This window comes from Parvibacter caecicola (genome assembly GCF_003725335.1).
Classification (GTDB): Bacteria; Actinomycetota; Coriobacteriia; order Coriobacteriales; family Eggerthellaceae; genus Parvibacter; species Parvibacter caecicola.
Map to the genome: position 1 here is coordinate 18,453 of NZ_QIBY01000001.1, position 15,538 is coordinate 33,990.

The window sequence follows — 15,538 nt, forward strand, 5'->3', positions numbered from 1 at the left end:
ATGGCCTTCAACCACAAGCATTTGATCGACATCACCCAGTATTCCGCAGACGACATCATGCTGCTGCTGGAAACTGCCAAGAACTTCAAGCAGGTGAACGAGCGCCGCGTGAAGAAGGTGCCCACGCTGAAGGGCTTCACCGTGGTCAACATGTTCAACGAGCCTTCCACCCGCACCCGCTCGTCGTTCGAGATCGCCGAAAAGCGCCTCTCGGCCGACAGCCTGAACTTCGGCGGCAGCTCCACCTCCACCGTGAAGGGCGAGAGCCTGGTGGACACCGTGGAAACCCTGTGCTCCTACAAGATCGACCTCATCGTGGTGCGCGACAAGCACGCCGGCGTGCCCCGCAAGATCGCCGACGTGTCCGGGGTTTCCGTGATCGATGCCGGCGACGGCAAGCACCAGCACCCCACCCAGGCGCTGCTGGACCTGTACTCCATCTGGGAGCGCAAGGGCAGCTTCGACAACCTGAAGGTTGCGGTGGTGGGAGACATCGGCCACTCCCGCGTGTGCGGCAGCCTCATCCCCGCGCTCAAGATCATGGGCTGCGATGTCACCGTGGTGGCGCCGCCCACGCTGCTGCCGGCCCGTCCCGACATCCTGGGAGCCGACCACGTGTCCAGCAACCTGGACGAGGTGCTGCCGGAGATGGACGTGGTATACATGCTGCGCATCCAGCGGGAGCGGCTGGAGGGCGCCCCGTACCCCAGCCTGCGGGAGTACAACATGCTCTACGGCCTCACCCAAAAACGCGACAAGCTGATGAAGCCGGACGCCTGCGTGTGCCACCCGGGCCCCATCAACCGCGGCGTGGAGCTGGACAGCTTCATGGCCGACCACCCGGAGCGCTCTATCATCCTCGACCAAGTTTACGCCGGCGTGCTGGTGCGCATGGCTGCCCTGTACCTGTTGCTAGGAGGTTCCAACGATGGCTTTGATGCTTAAGAACGCCCGTGTGATCGACCCCCAGGTGGGGCTGGACGAAGTGTGCGATATCCTGGTGCGCGACGGCCGCATCGTGGAAGTGGGCCACAACCTGACCATGGAGAAAGGCGTGGAGCGCGACCTTTCCGGAAAAGTGCTGGTGCCGGGCCTGGTGGACATCCATGTGCACCTGCGCGAGCCGGGCGGGGAGCAGAAGGAAGACATCGCTTCCGGCACCCGCGCGGCGGCCCACGGCGGATTCACGGCCGTGTGCGCCATGCCCAACACCGCTCCGGTAATCGACAACGCCATGGGCGTGGAATACGTGAAGGCGGTGGCGGCCGCCAAGGGCAAGGCCCGCGTGTACGTGGCCGGCGCCTGCAGCCAGGGGCTCAAAGGGGAGACCCTCTCCGAGATGGGCGACATGGTGGCCCACGGCGCCAGCGCCTTCACCGATGACGGCAAGGGCATCCAGGACGCCGGCATGATGCGCCGCGTGATGGATTACGCCTCCCAGTTCAACCGCGTGGTGATGGTGCACGCCCAGGACAACGGCCTGGTGGGGGACGGCCAGGTGAACGAAGGGGTGGCCTCCACCCGCCTGGGGATGCTGGGCTGGCCCGCCGAGGGCGAGGAGATTGAAATCGCCCGCGACATCGCCCTTTGCCGCCTCACCGGTTGCCCGCTGCACATCCAGCACGTGACCACCGCCCGCGGCCTGGATCTGGTGCGCGCCGCCAAGGCTGAGGGGCTGCCGGTTACCTGCGAGGTCACCCCGCACCATATGTTCCTCACCGAGGACGCCATCACCGACGAGTACCAAACCTGCTTCAAGGTGAACCCGCCGCTGCGCACCGCCGAAGACGCCGCCGCCCTGGTGGCCGGCGTGGCCGACGGCACGGTGGACTGCATCGTCACCGACCACGCCCCCCACACCGACTGGGAGAAGGACCGCGAGTTCGAACTGGCCCCCTTCGGCATGACCGGGCTGGAAACCTCGCTGGGCCTGGTGCTCACCCACCTGGTGAACGAGGGCGTCATCGACTTCAACCGCATGGTGGAGCTGATGGCGGTGAACCCCCGTCAGCTGATGCGGGACGAGCCGGTGAAAATCGAGGCCGGCTGCGTGGCCGACTTCACGGTGATCGATCCCGAGGCCAGCTGGACGGTGGAGGCGGGCGACTTCTATTCCCGCGCCAACAACTCCGGCTTTATCGGCGCGCAGCTGAAGGGCCGCGCCACCGACACCTACGTGGGCGGTTACGCCACCATGGAAGACGGCGTGGTCGTAGAGTAGGAAATTGGGCTCGCTGGCGGAAACCTCATCGGCGGGCCCTGCTTTTTTCCTATCATGTTTCCAGACCTTTTAAGGGCGGTACAGAGAGACCGACAAGGGAAGCACTTAGGATTTCAGGCTACTCGAACGCCCCGGTTTTCGGGGCGTTTTTTTTGCGGCTTGATCCTTGGGGAAAGGAAATGCATTGAGCGAAGTCTCGGAGCAACTGCTGAAGGGCACCACCAAAGAAGGGCAGCAACCGGCGGCCCTCATGTTGGAGGACGGTACCTTCTTCACCGGCACGGCCTGCGGAGCGACGGGGGAGGTGTACGGGGAGATTTGCTTCAACACCTCGCTGGAGGGGTACCTGGAAGTGCTCACCGACCCCTCTTACGCCGGCCAGATTGTAACCATGACCTACCCGCAGATCGGCAACTACGGCGTGAACCCGGAAGACGTGCAAGCGGCGCGGCCGGCCCTGTCCGGTCTGGTGGCCCGCGATGTGTGCGCTCATCCTTCCAATTGGCGCAGCACCGTGAGCCTGCCGGAGTTCTTGCGCCGCAGCAACGTGGTGGCCCTTGAGGGCGTGGACACCCGTGCCCTGGTGCGCCACGTGCGCGATAACGGCGCCATGCGGGCGGTGCTCTCCACCGACGACGTGAACCCGGAAAGCCTGCTGGCCAAGGTGCGCGCCAGTGCGCAGCTGGTGGGGGAGAATCACGTGCAGCGGGTGTCGGTGGCGGAAAAGCGCCAGGTGGGAGCCGAGCAACTGCCCAAGGGCCATGGCTTCGCCGTTGCCCCGGCCGCAAAGCCCCGCTACAAGGTGGTGGCCTACGATTGCGGCGCCAAGGAATCCATCCTGCACAACCTGGTGCGCTGCGGCTGCGACCTCATGGTGGTGCCCTGGGACACCCCGGCCGAAGACGTGCTGGCCATGCAGCCCGACGGCGTGTTCCTCTCCAACGGCCCCGGCGATCCGGAGGCGGTGGAGGGCACCTACAGCCAGGTGGAGAAGCTGCTGGGCAAGGTGCCGGTGTTCGGCATCTGCCTGGGGCATCAGATGATCGCCAAGGCGTCCGGCGCTGAAATCGAGAAGTTGAAGTACGGCCACCGCGGCGGCAACCACCCGGTGATGAACCTGCGCACCGGCCGCGTGGAGATTACCGCCCAGAACCACGGCTTCGGGTTGGTATGGCCCTCTTTGGGGCCGCTGGTGCCTGCTCTTTCCGGCGGCTTCCGCAACCATCAGCCCGACCTGCGCTTCTGGGCCCGCTCCCGCAAGGCGCCGGTGGTGGACAACCCTCGCTTTGGCCGCATCCAGCTCACCCATGTGAACTTGAACGACGGCACGCCGGAGGGCATCGCCTTCTTGGACATCCCCGCCTTCTCGGTGCAGTACCACCCGGAGGCATCCCCGGGGCCCACCGACGCCCATTACCTGTTCACCGCCTTCACGCGCCTAATGGACGGCCGCGAGGATTACCTGGACATCGACATCGCCGACGACCGCCTGGCCGGATGGGGCTTTGGCTCGGCCGACGGGGTGGACGAAGCCGCAGCCGTTGAAGGGAGGGCCTAATGCCCAAGCGCACTGACATCAAAACCATCTTGGTCATCGGCAGCGGTCCCATTGTGATCGGGCAGGCCTGCGAGTTCGACTATTCCGGTGCCCAGGCCTGCAAGGTGCTGAAGGCCGACGGCTACCGCGTGGTGCTGGTGAACAGCAACCCCGCCACCATCATGACCGATCCCGGTTTGGCCGACCGCACTTATGTGGAGCCCATCACCGCCCAGTTCGTGGAGCAGGTAATCGAGAAAGAGCGCCCCGATGCGCTGCTGCCCACGCTGGGGGGCCAAACTGGTCTGAACACCGCCGTCGAGCTGGCCCGCAGCGGCGTGCTGGAGAAGTACGGCGTGGAGATGATCGGCTGCGACCTGGCCGCCATCGAGCGGGGCGAAGACCGCAAGCTATTCAACGACTGCATGGCCGATCTGGGCATCGAAACGGCTCGCAGCGGCTATGCCTATTCGGTGGAAGACGCCCTGGGCATCGTGGCCCAGCTGGGGTACCCGGTGGTGCTGCGACCGTCGTTCACCCTGGGCGGCGCCGGCGGCGGCATCGCCCACAGCGAAGAAGAGCTGATCACCATCGTCTCCCAGGGCATCGAGCTGTCCCCGGCCGGCGAGGTGCTGGTAGAGGAGTCCATCGAGGGCTGGAAGGAATACGAGATGGAGGTGATGCGCGACCGCGCCGGCAACGGCATCATCGTGTGCTCCATCGAGAATCTTGACCCCATGGGCATCCACACGGGCGACTCCATCACGGTGGCCCCAGCCCAAACCCTCTCCGATGTGGAGTATCAGCGGATGCGCGTGGCTTCGCTGGCTATCCTGGAGAAGATCGGGGTGGAAACCGGTGGCTCCAATGTGCAGTTTGCCGTAAACCCCGACAACGGCCGCATGATCGTGATTGAGATGAACCCCCGTGTTTCCCGCTCTTCGGCGCTGGCGTCGAAGGCCACCGGTTTCCCCATCGCCAAGGCGGCGGCGAAGCTGGCGGTGGGCTATACGCTGGACGAGATCGTGAACGACATCACCAAAGCCACCCCCGCCTGCTTCGAGCCCTCCATCGACTACTGCGTGGTGAAGGTGCCGCGCTTCGCCTTCGAGAAGTTCCAGGGCACCGACGACACCCTCTCCACCCGCATGAAGGCGGTGGGGGAGGTGATGGCCATCGGCCGCACCTTTGAAGAGGCGCTGGGCAAGGCGCTGCGCAGCCTGGAGAACGGCCGCGAGGGCTTCGGGGCCGACAAGGCCTTCTCCCCCGAGCGCAGCGTGCCGGACGGGGAGGAGTTCTGCCGGCTGGTTGCCCGTCCCACCGCTGATCGCATCTTCTACCTGGCCGAGGCGCTGCGGCGCGGCTGGACGGTGGAGCAGCTGTTCGAGGCCACCCGCATCGACGAGTTCTTCCTCTCCCGCATGGCCGACGTGGTGGCGATCGAAGAGAACCTGCGGGGCCTGCGGCTGGAGCAGCTGGACGCTGACGCGCTGCGCCTGTGCAAGCGCTACGGCCTCTCCGATGCCCAGATAGCGCGCCTCACCGGCAGCGACGAGGCCACGGTGCGCACCTGCCGCAAGATGCTGGGGGTGGTGCCGGCGTTCAAGACGGTGGACACCTGCGCCGCCGAATTCGCCAGTTCTACCGCCTATCATTACAAAACCTACGATGCGGATGAAACCGAAGTGGCGCCGAAAGCGCGCCGCCGCGCCATGATCTTGGGGGCCGGCCCCAACCGCATTGGCCAGGGCATCGAGTTCGACTACTGCTGCGTGCACGCTTCCTACGCGTTGGCGGAAGCCGGTTTCGAGACCATCATGGTGAACTGCAACCCGGAAACCGTGTCCACCGATTACGACACCTCCGACAAGCTGTTCTTCGAACCGCTCACCTTCGAGGACGTGATGGACATCGTGGATGCGGAGCAGCCGGACGGCGTGGTGGTGACGCTGGGGGGCCAGACGCCGCTCAAGCTGGCGCACCAGTTGGCCCAGGCGGGGGTGCCCATCATGGGCACCAGCCCCGAGGCCATCGACCTGGCGGAAGACCGCGACCGCTTCTCCGCCATTTTGGACGAGCTGTCCATCACCTACCCGGCCGCCGGCATGGCCTCCACCTTCGAAGAAGCCTGCATCGTGGCCGACCAACTGGGCTTTCCGCTTCTGGTGCGCCCCAGCTACGTGCTGGGGGGCCGCGGCATGGGCATCGTTTACGACGGCGCCCAGCTGGAGAAGTACATGGCCGAAGCCGCCCGCATCACCCCCGACCATCCGGTTTACCTCGACCGCTTTCTGGAAGGGGCCGTGGAAGTGGACCTGGACGCCTTGTGCGACGGCGAGGAGGTGTACGTGGGCGGCATTCTGGAGCACATCGAGATGGCCGGCATCCACTCCGGCGACTCCGCCTGCTGCACGCCGCCTTTCGCCTTGTCCGAGGCGGTGCAGGACCAGCTGCGCTCCATCGCCCGCAGGCTGGCGCTGCGGCTGGGGGTGGTGGGCCTCATCAACATCCAGTTCGCCATCAAAGACCAGGTGATCTACATCATCGAGGCCAATCCGCGCGCCAGCCGCACGGTGCCGTTCGTGTCGAAGGCCACCGGCGTGCCGCTGGCGAAGGCGGCCGCCCGCATCATGGCGGGGGAGAAGATCGCCGACCTGAACCTGCCGCCGGACGACAGGCGCCTCGACCACTTCTCCGTGAAGGAGGCGGTGATGCCCTTCGGGCGTTTCCCCGGTTCCGATACCGTGCTGGGCCCCGAGATGAAATCCACCGGCGAGGTGATGGGCATTGCCCGCAACTTCCCCAGCGCCTTCGCCAAAACCCAGCTGGCCATCAGCTATGCGCTGCCGGAGCAGGGAAAAGTGTTCGTTTCGGTGTGCGACCGCGACAAGCGCGCCATCGCCTCCATCGTGCGGGACATCCAGCGGATGGGCTTCGACATCGTGTCCACCTCCGGCACCGCCCGCACGCTGGCGGCGGCCGGCATCGACTGCGAAGTGGTGAAGAAGGTGAGCGAGGGCGCCCCCAACGTGCGGGACATGATCGCCGGCGGCGAGATATGCCTGATGGTGAACACGCCTTTCGGCAACGCCACCCGTTCCGACGGTTACGAGCTGCGCACCGAGGCGGTGAAGCACGGCATCACCCAGGTGACCAACCTGGCCGGTGCCCAGGCCATGGTGGCGGGCATGGAGGCCGCCCGCGCCCGAAAGCTGAACGTAGTGGCCCTGCAGGATCTGCCCCAGTGGTAGCGGGCGCTTGGGCCAACCGGGCGACGGAGCGTGGTAGAATCGCCGCAACGGCGAAGAGAGGGGCGGAAGGCGAAGATGCTCTATAACGAAAGCGCGCCGATTCTGGCGAACGAGGAAGCGGGGTGCAACATCTGGCTCATGACCGTGGCGGCGCCCCAGATTGCGGCGGCGGCCCGGCCGGGGCAGTTCGTGCACGTGAAGGTGCCCGGCATGGAGGGGCACATCCTGCGGCGCCCCTTCGGGGTGTACGCGGCCGACGCGCAAGCGGGCACGGTGGACATGATGTACCAGGTGCTGGGGTTCGGCACCAACCACATGACCTCGCTTGCGCCAGGGGACGCGGTGGAGATGATAGGCCCGGTGGGGCGTGGCTGGCAACCGTCGGCCAACTGCAAAAAGGCGCTGTTGGTGGCCGGCGGGGTGGGCAGCGCCCCCATCCACCCGCTGGCATGCCAGTTGGCGGCTAAGGGGGCGGAGGTGGTGTCCATCTTGGGGGCCCAAACCGCCGAGGCCCTGGTGGCGCGGCAACGGTTCGAGGCGGCGCTGGGATGCGCCCCCCGCTGCTCCACCGACGACGGCAGCTTCGGCCGCGCCGGTTTCTGCACCCCGCTTGTGCAGGAGGCGCTGGATGAGGCGGCGGCTGCCGGTGCCCCCTTCGATTACGTGGCCTGCTGCGGCCCCGAGCCGTTGATGAAGCTGGTGGCTGCCATGGCCGAGAGGGCCGGCGTCATGTGCGAGGTGTCGCTGGAGCGGCGCATGGCCTGCGGCGTGGGGGCGTGCCTGTCGTGCGTGGTGGACACCACGGCCGGCAAGAAGCGGGCCTGCGTGGACGGGCCGGTGTTCCCTTCGACGGAGGTGGTGTGGTAATGGCGCGCAAACCGCGGCACACGAACGTGAATTTGGCCGTCAACCTGGGCGGGCTTCCCATGAAAAACCCGGTTACGGTGGGTTCTGGCACCTTTGGCGCCGGCATGGAGTACGCCGACTTCGTGGATGTGGCAGCGCTTGGGGCCGTCACCACCAAGGGCGTTTCCCTGAACGGCTGGGAGGGCAACGCAACCCCTCGCATCGCCGAGACGGCTTCCGGTCTGCTGAACTCCATCGGCCTGCAGAACCCCGGCGTGGCCCATCTGAAGGAAGTGGAATTGCCGTGGCTGGCGGCCCAAGGGGCCACTGCCATGGTGAACGTGTCGGGCCACAGCTTCGACGAGTACGTGGCGGTGATCGAGGCGTTGGAAGATGCGCCGGTGGCCGCCTACGAGGTGAACATATCGTGCCCCAACGTGGACGCCGGCGGCATGACCATGGGCTGCCACGTGCCCAGCGTGGAAAAGGTGGTGAGGCTGTGCCGCGCCGCCACCAAACGGCCGCTTATCGTGAAGCTCACCCCCAACGTCACCGACATCACCGAAATTGCTCGCGCCGCCGAAGCGGCCGGCGCCGACGGGGTGTCCCTTATCAACACGCTATTGGGGATGGCCATCGACGCCCGCACCCGTCGCCCTCAGCTGGCGCGCGTGGTAGGCGGCTATTCGGGCCCGGCGGTGAAGCCGGTGGCGCTTCGCATGGTGTGGCAGGTGGCCAATGCCGTCTCCGTGCCAGTGCTGGGCATGGGGGGCGTATCCTGCGGCACCGATGCGGTGGAGTTCATGCTGGCGGGCGCCACGGCGGTGGCAGTGGGCACCGCCAACTTCGCCAACCCCACCGCCACGGTGGACGTGATTGACGGCATCATTGATTACTGTGAGCAATACGGTGTGACCGACGTGAACGAGCTGATAGGAGCCTTGGAATGCTAACTGCCTTCGATTCCATTCCCGCCAAAGACCGCGTGATGGTGGCGCTTGACTGCGACTCTTGGGAGGCCATCGCGCTGGCCAACCAGCTGGAAGACCACGCCACGTGGCTTAAAATTGGCATGACGCTGTACTACGCCGAGGGCCCGGCCATCGTGAAGATGTTCAAGCGCCGCGGCTTCAAGGTGTTCCTGGACCTCAAATTCCACGACATCCCCCATCAGGTGGAAGGCGCCGCCCGCTCCGCCGCCGCTTCCGGGGCCGACATGATAACCATGCACACGGTGGGGGGCCGCGCCATGATGGAGGCGGCCCAGCGGGGAGCCGTGGCCGGGGCTGCCGAGTACGGCGGGGAAGTGCCGGCCACCGTGGGCATCACGGTGCTCACGTCCATGAGCCAGGAGATGCTTACCGAAGTGGGCATTCAGCGGCCCATGAATCAGCAGGTGGCCGCCATGGCCGTGCTGGCCCAGGATTCCGGCATCTCCGGCGTGGTGGCCTCGCCGCAAGAGGCGGCCGAGCTGCGGCAGATCTTGGGGCCGGACGCCTACATCGTAACCCCCGGCGTGCGCCCTGCCGGCGCCGCGTTGGGAGACCAGAGCCGCGTGGCCACTCCCGCCGAAGCGTTCCAGCGGGGCGCTTCCCACATCGTCATCGGCCGCCCCATCGTGCAGGCGCCCAACCCGGTTGCCGCCTTCGACGCCATCGCCGCCGAGCTTGAGGCCTGTGGCCTGTAAGTTGATACCGCTTATCCGATAGCCCCGCAGCCCTCTCGGGCGCCCGTGTGGGGCTATCGGCATTTGGGGTTACTTTGGCGCGTTTTGCCTGATGAGCGCTGGCCTTGCCGCAGCCGTTTTCCAGCGCCGCCGCGCAAGGGCGGGCGTCTATAATTTGGCTCGGAAACCGGGAAAAGGGCAAAATGAGGGCTGACGCTGGGAACTTTCGTGGTATCATCCCTGCTGCCGATGCGATAGAAGGAGAAATAAATGGCCATACCTCAACTCAGCGCCGAAGACCGCGCGCAAGCCCTGGAAAAAGCCAAGGCGGCTCGTATCAAGAGGGCTCAGGTTCGCGAGGACCTCAAGAACGAGAAGGTCACCCTTGCTGACGTCATTGCCATGAAAGACGATCCGGTTGTGGGCCGCATGAAGGTTTCCGCCCTCATCGAAACCATGCCCGGTTACGGCAAGGCCCGCGCCGAGAAGCTTATGAAAGAGCTGCAAATTGCGGAAAGCCGCCGTCTTCGCGGCTTGGGCGAGCGCCAGACCGAGGCTCTTCTCAGCCGTCTGGGCTAATCGTTCATGAGAACTGGCAATCTATTTGTCGTCTCGGGGCCATCAGGGGCCGGTAAGGGCACCCTGGTGGCCCGTCTTTTGGAGGCGGTGCCCGACAGCTGGGTATCCGTTTCCGCCACCACGCGCGCACCGCGGGCGGGGGAGGTGGACGGCGTTTCCTACTATTTCCTCGATCGCGACGAGTTCCTGCGCCGCGCCGAAACGGACGGCTTTCTGGAATGGGCCGAGTACGCGGGCAACTGCTACGGCACCCCCCGTTCCTCTGTGGAGCAGAAGATAGCCGAAGGCAAGCAGGTCATTTTGGAAATCGACGTGCAGGGGGCCTTTCAGATCAAGGATAAGATTCCCGAAGCGCACTTGGTTTTCATCGAGCCTCCTTCCATGGAAGTGCTGGAGGCGCGCCTGCGCGGCCGGGGCACCGAAGCCGATGACGTGATTGAAAAGCGCATGCAGGCGGCGAGGCTGGAGCTTTTCCAGAAAATGCGCTATGATAAGCGGCTGGTAAATGACGACCTGGATTCTGCTGTGGCGGAACTGGTCGATTACGTGAATGCCCAAGCCGAGAAACCGCAAGGATTGTAGAACATGAGTATCATCGAACCGAAGATCGACGAGTTGTTGGAGCGCTCCGACAACGACCGTTTCCTGCTGTGCGCCCTGGCCTCCAAGCGCGCCCACGACATCAACGACATGATGCGCGGTCAGCGCGATCGCGCCATCCAGCTGCAGACGGCAGTGGAGATTGCCCGCGCCGCCGATAAGAAGCCCCTTTCCATGGCGTTCACCGAAGTGGTGCGCGGTGAGGTTTCCTACGATCCTGCTTCCATCGACGTGAAGAATCACTAGGAATGGAAGCGTTCCAGCGAATTATCCTGGTTCACTACCACGAGATTGGGCTGAAGGGCCACAATCGCTCAACATTCGAGAAGCGCCTCCAGAAGAATCTTGAGGCGCTGCTTGTGTTATGGCCCGTTGTCACCGTCCATCGGGTGGCCGGGCGCCTGGTGGTGTTCCTGAAAGAGGGCACATCCTTTGAGGAGGCCTGCGCGGTAACCGACGCTTTGGTGCTCACCCCGGGGGTGGCGCGGGTGTCGTGCGGCTTCAAGTGCGCCCGCGACATGGAGGTTATCGGACGGGCGGCTCTGGATGCCCTGGCGGATGCCGGCCCGTTTGAGACCTTCAAGGTGCACGGCCGCCGCAACCATACCGACTTTCCGGTGGACTCCATGGCCATCAACCGTCAAATCGGCGAAGTGCTGTGCTTGGCCCATCCGGACAAGCGGGTGCGCATGAAAGACCCGGATGTCACCGTGAACGTGGAAGTGGTGCAGAACGCCGCCTACGTATATGCCCGGTCGGTGCGGGGCATCGGCGGTTTGCCGGTGGGCAGCTCCGGCAAAGCGATGTGCCTGCTGTCTTCCGGCATCGATTCGCCGGTGGCGCTGTGGCGCACCGCCCGGCGCGGGGCCACCTGCGTGGCCGTTACTTTTTCGGGGCGCCCCCAGACGTCGGACGCCGCCGAGTACCTGGTGGACGAGATTTGCCAAGTGCTGCAGAAAAACGGTTGCGTGGGGCGCCTGTACGTGGTGCCCTTCGGCGATTACCAGCGGGAGATTTCCCTCATGGCGCCCCCGGCTCTGCGCATCATCTTGTACCGGCGCCTTATGTTTCGGGTGGCGCAGGCGCTGGCCCGCAAAGAACGGGCCGGGGCGCTGGTGACCGGCGAGAGCCTGGGGCAGGTGGCCTCTCAGACCATGGAGAACATCGCCTGCACCAATGCCGTGGTGGACCTGCCGGTGTTCCGGCCGCTCATCGGCATGGACAAGTTGGAGATAATCGGCGATGCCCAGCGGTTGGGTACGTTCGAGATTTCCTCTCAGGACGCGCCGGACTGCTGCACGCTGTTCATGCCCCGGTCTCCGGAAACCCATGCGAAACTGTCCGTGGTGGAAGAGGCCGAGGCGCAGTTTCCCATCGATGAGTGGGTGGAAGAGCTGGTGGCCTCCGCCGAGCCCCATGATTACGCTTGCCCATCCTACAAGCCACCGAAAAGCCGATAGCGCCGATCAAGCCATTGATTTGCCCACCGCCCGCTGCTCTTGGGAGCGCGGGCGGTTTTTGTTGCGGCCGTCTGCCGGCCCCGTTTCGGCGCCTTGGCGTCGAGCAGGGGTGGAACGGCCGTTGAATATCCGGCGAATCGGGGCGGCGCCCATGGCGTCCGGCCGCAGCGCGGGCGCGTCTTTCGTGGCACGGATTCCGGGAAGGCAGGGGGCGCTTTTGCGGTTGCGCTGCAACCAGGCTGATGGCCGTTTGGCGCCCGGTTGGCGATTGCGGGCGCTAGCCTTTTCCCAAACGGGAAAGGAGCGGCTGTGGGTTTCATCGACGAAGTCAACCAGATGGATTTGGACAAGCGCCTGCGGGCCAGAGCGCCGCTGGTGGCAGTGGCGGCGATAGCGGCGATGCTGGTGGCCGCGGTCGGCTTGATGGGGGCCCTGCAGCCGCCGGTGGCGGTGGTGGGGGACGGGGATTTGGCGGCATCTGCGCCGGATTCTTCGGCGCCGCCCTCTGGCGATGCGCTGCCCGAGGGCGGGCAGGCGCAAGGGGAGGGGGCGGACGGTTCCGACGGCGCCGAGGATTCGCCCTCCATTATGGTGCACGTGGGGGGATGCGTGGCGGTGCCGGGAGTGTACGAGCTTGCGCCCGATGCGCGCCTGGACGATGCGGTGCGGGCGGCCGGCGGCATGACGGAGGAGGCCGCGCCGGATTCCGTGAACTTGGCGGCGCTTTTGCAGGACGGGCAGCAGGTGATAGTGCCCAGCGCCCGACAGGTAGAGGAGGGGCAGTGGGCCCAGGGGGGCGCCCCGGGCCAAGGGGAAGGCGGGGAGGCGGGCGGCGCTTCTTCGGGCCCCTTGAACGTCAATCGCGCCACCGCCGAGCAGCTGACGCAGCTCAACGGCATAGGGGACGCGCTGGCCCGGCGCATCGTGGCCGACCGCGACAAAAACGGGCCGTTCTCAAGCGTTGACGACCTTACGCGGGTTTCCGGAATTGGGGAGAAGAAGCTGGAGGGCTTCCGGGACGATGTGTGCGTTTGAGCTTACGGCCGACCTTCGCCGCCGTCCGCTGCGCCCCGCCCTTCCCCCCTTGCTGCTGATGGCCCTGGGCTTATGGGCCGCTGCCGCGGCAGCCTTCTCTGCGGGGCAGGAAACCGCGCCGCCGCTTGCCCCGCCCTTTGCGGCGGGCACGGCGCTGGCCGTTAGCGCTGCGGTTTTCGCCGCGAAGTTCCGCCGAATGTGGCCCTGGGCGCTGGTGGGTGCCGGTTTGGGGCTGATGCTGGGCTGTGCGGGGGCGGTGCAGGTGCATGGGGCGGCGGATTGGCTGGACGGGGAGACGGTTGCCTGCGAAGTGGAGCTTTTGGGGGACGCGACGGAGGGCGGTTACGGTTACAGCGCTCCGGCGGCGGCGACGGTGGAGGGACGCACGGTGAAGGTGCGCCTCACTGGCTTGGAGGAGCCGGTTTTCTGCGGCCAGCGGCTCTGCGGCCATTTCTCGTTCGCCCGGCCTTCCCCTGCAGCGGCCGCCTTCTATTGGCAAAACGGCTTCGCCCTGCGGGCGTTGGCCGACGATTTCCAGCCAAGCGAGGCCCCGGCGCCGAAAGGGTGGCTCATGGCGTTGCGCCAACGGGCCATCGAGGGCATCAGCGGCAGCGGCGCCCCCGGCGCCTCCCTCATTGTGGCGCTGGCCTGCGGGTGGCGGCCGGGCATCGCGGCAGAGGGGGCCTACGACCAGTTCAAATGGTCGGGCACTGCCCACTTGGTAGCGGTTTCGGGGGCCCATCTGGCTTTGGTGGCATTTGCCGTCGAGGCGCTGGCGAAGCGGGCCCGTTTGGGGCGGAAGGCGCGCACGGCCCTTCTATGCCTTTTGGTTGCGGTGTACGTGCTGTTCGCCGGCATGCCGGTTTCGGCGCTGCGATCGGCCTTCATGGTGGTGGCCGCCCTGCTGGCGGCCCTCGCCAAGCGGCGCGGCGCATCCCTCAACGCGCTGGGGATATGCGTTCTGGCCTTTGTGGCGCTGGAGCCCTCTTGCGCGCTTTCGGTGTCCTTCGCGCTCTCGGCCGGCTCCACGCTGGGCATCTTGCTGTTCTCCCAGAAGATTGCCTCCTGGTTCTGGTTCGTGCCGGAGCGCTTCTCCGAGGTGCTGGTGGCTCCGGTGGCTCTCACCCTGTCGTCCCAAATTGCAACCTTGCCTCTTGGATGCGCCTTGTTCTCCCAGTTCAGCACAGTGGCGCTGCCCTGCAACGTGTTGGCGGCTCCCTTGTTCGCGCCCGCGGTGATGGGCAGTTTGGCCTGCGCTGTGGCGGTGGCGCTGGCGCCGGCCGCAGCGCCGCTGTGCTGGTTGGCGGCTGCGGCCTGCACTCCGCTGCGGTGGCTGGTGGGGCTCTTCTCCGCTGTGCCGGGGGCCTGCGTTGCGGTTGACGTGGCGGTAGTGCCGGCGCTCGCCCTGTCGCTGTGCCTGGCCGCGATCCTTTACGGCTGCTGGCGCTGGGTAACGGGGCGGGTCGCCCTTGCGGCTGCAGCGGGTGCTTCCTTGGCGGTTGGGGCGGTTCTCTTCGCTCTTCCCCTGTTTACGCCCCCGCAGCTGGCAATGCTGGACGTGGGGCAGGGGGATGCGCTGCTTGTGGCAAGCCGGGGCCGCAACGTGCTGGTGGACACGGGCCAGGAAGACCGAATGCTGTTGGCCGCCCTGGCCCGCCACAACGTGCGGCATTTGGATGCGGTGGTGGTAACCCACAGCGACCGGGATCATTACGGGTCGCTGCCCGCCTTGCACCCCTATGTGGCCGTGGAAGCGGTGTACGCCCACGAAGGGGTGCTTGCCTGCCCGTGCGAAAACTGTGGGCTTTTCCGCGAGGCCGCTCAACAGCTGGGTTGCGAGGTGCGGGGGCTCAAGGCGGGGGACGCGATGCAGGTGGGGGATGTGACGCTCGAGGTGGTGGGGCCGCTGGAGTTTGCCAGCAGCGGGGGAAACGACGACAGCCTGTGCCTTTTGGGCACCGCCCCTGCGCGCCGAGCAGACGGCTGGCGCTTCCTTCTTACCGGGGACGCGGAGGCCCAGCCGCTCGCCAAGGCGCTTGCGGCCTTCGACGTCGGGAATCTGGACCTGGTGAAAGTGGGCCACCATGGCTCGAAGAACGCCCTTTCCGCGCCCATTCTGGAAGCGACGGCGCCAGAAGTGGGCCTTATCAGCGTGGGCGAGGGCAACAGCTACGGCCATCCGCACCCCTCCACTCTTCAGCTGCTGGAAGAAGCGGGGGCGCAGGTGCTGCGCACCGATGTGTGCGGAGACGTGACCGCTTCGTTTTCGCCGCAGCGCATCGAGCTGCGCATCCAGCAAGCCGGCGGCCCGGAATAGGTTTCCCCGCCGTCCTTAGGCCCCGA

Annotated in this window: 13 protein-coding genes; all 13 read left to right on the top strand. The window is 66.1% G+C overall.

Annotated features, from left to right (window positions below):
- The 13 genes from DMP11_RS00095 (at position 1) to DMP11_RS00155 (ending at position 15,512) form a co-directional block, all read left to right on the top strand.
- Positions 1-945 carry an aspartate carbamoyltransferase catalytic subunit gene (locus tag DMP11_RS00095; protein ID WP_123184810.1) on the top strand — a complete coding sequence of 315 codons (945 nt, stop codon included), beginning with the start codon at positions 1-3 and terminating at the stop codon, positions 943-945.
- Positions 929-2,221, top strand: a complete 1,293-nt coding sequence (locus tag DMP11_RS00100; protein ID WP_123184463.1) for a dihydroorotase — start codon at positions 929-931, stop codon at positions 2,219-2,221. The genes DMP11_RS00095 and DMP11_RS00100 overlap by 17 nt, the downstream gene beginning before the upstream one ends.
- A 184-nt stretch (positions 2,222-2,405) precedes the next feature.
- The gene (carA, locus tag DMP11_RS00105; protein ID WP_123184464.1) at positions 2,406-3,779 is read left to right on the top strand and encodes a glutamine-hydrolyzing carbamoyl-phosphate synthase small subunit; all 1,374 of its coding nucleotides are present in this window, start codon (positions 2,406-2,408) and stop codon (positions 3,777-3,779) included.
- Entirely contained in the window at positions 3,779-7,009 is a 3,231-nt protein-coding gene (carB, locus tag DMP11_RS00110) for a carbamoyl-phosphate synthase large subunit (protein WP_123184465.1), read from the top strand. Before carA ends, carB begins: the two co-directional genes overlap by 1 nt.
- Before the next feature lie 75 nt (positions 7,010-7,084).
- Positions 7,085-7,876 (top strand): dihydroorotate dehydrogenase electron transfer subunit, encoded by a 792-nt coding sequence (locus tag DMP11_RS00115; RefSeq protein ID WP_123184466.1) that lies wholly within the window; start codon positions 7,085-7,087, stop codon positions 7,874-7,876.
- On the top strand, positions 7,876-8,808 hold the full coding sequence (locus DMP11_RS00120) for a dihydroorotate dehydrogenase (RefSeq protein ID WP_123184467.1): 933 nt from the start codon (positions 7,876-7,878) through the stop codon (positions 8,806-8,808). The genes DMP11_RS00115 and DMP11_RS00120 overlap by 1 nt, the downstream gene beginning before the upstream one ends.
- Positions 8,802-9,542 carry an orotidine-5'-phosphate decarboxylase gene (gene pyrF, locus DMP11_RS00125; protein WP_123184468.1) on the top strand — a complete coding sequence of 247 codons (741 nt, stop codon included), beginning with the start codon at positions 8,802-8,804 and terminating at the stop codon, positions 9,540-9,542. The genes DMP11_RS00120 and pyrF overlap by 7 nt, the downstream gene beginning before the upstream one ends.
- 249 nt (positions 9,543-9,791) lie before the next feature.
- On the top strand, positions 9,792-10,100 hold the full coding sequence (mihF, locus tag DMP11_RS00130) for an integration host factor, actinobacterial type (protein WP_123184469.1): 309 nt from the start codon (positions 9,792-9,794) through the stop codon (positions 10,098-10,100).
- A 6-nt stretch (positions 10,101-10,106) separates the two neighbouring features.
- Positions 10,107-10,682 carry a guanylate kinase gene (gene gmk, locus DMP11_RS00135; RefSeq protein ID WP_123184470.1) on the top strand — a complete coding sequence of 192 codons (576 nt, stop codon included), beginning with the start codon at positions 10,107-10,109 and terminating at the stop codon, positions 10,680-10,682.
- Between the two features lie 3 nt (positions 10,683-10,685).
- Entirely contained in the window at positions 10,686-10,946 is a 261-nt protein-coding gene (locus tag DMP11_RS00140; protein WP_123184471.1) for a DNA-directed RNA polymerase subunit omega, read from the top strand.
- Between the two features lie 2 nt (positions 10,947-10,948).
- Positions 10,949-12,160 carry a tRNA uracil 4-sulfurtransferase ThiI gene (gene thiI / locus DMP11_RS00145; protein ID WP_123184472.1) on the top strand — a complete coding sequence of 404 codons (1,212 nt, stop codon included), beginning with the start codon at positions 10,949-10,951 and terminating at the stop codon, positions 12,158-12,160.
- Between the two features lie 309 nt (positions 12,161-12,469).
- Positions 12,470-13,195, top strand: a complete 726-nt coding sequence (locus DMP11_RS10570) for a ComEA family DNA-binding protein (RefSeq protein ID WP_123184473.1) — start codon at positions 12,470-12,472, stop codon at positions 13,193-13,195.
- Positions 13,182-15,512, top strand: coding sequence for a DNA internalization-related competence protein ComEC/Rec2 (locus DMP11_RS00155; RefSeq protein WP_123184474.1), 2,331 nt, complete (start codon positions 13,182-13,184; stop codon positions 15,510-15,512). Before DMP11_RS10570 ends, DMP11_RS00155 begins: the two co-directional genes overlap by 14 nt.
- Positions 15,513-15,538: the final 26 nt, after the last annotated feature.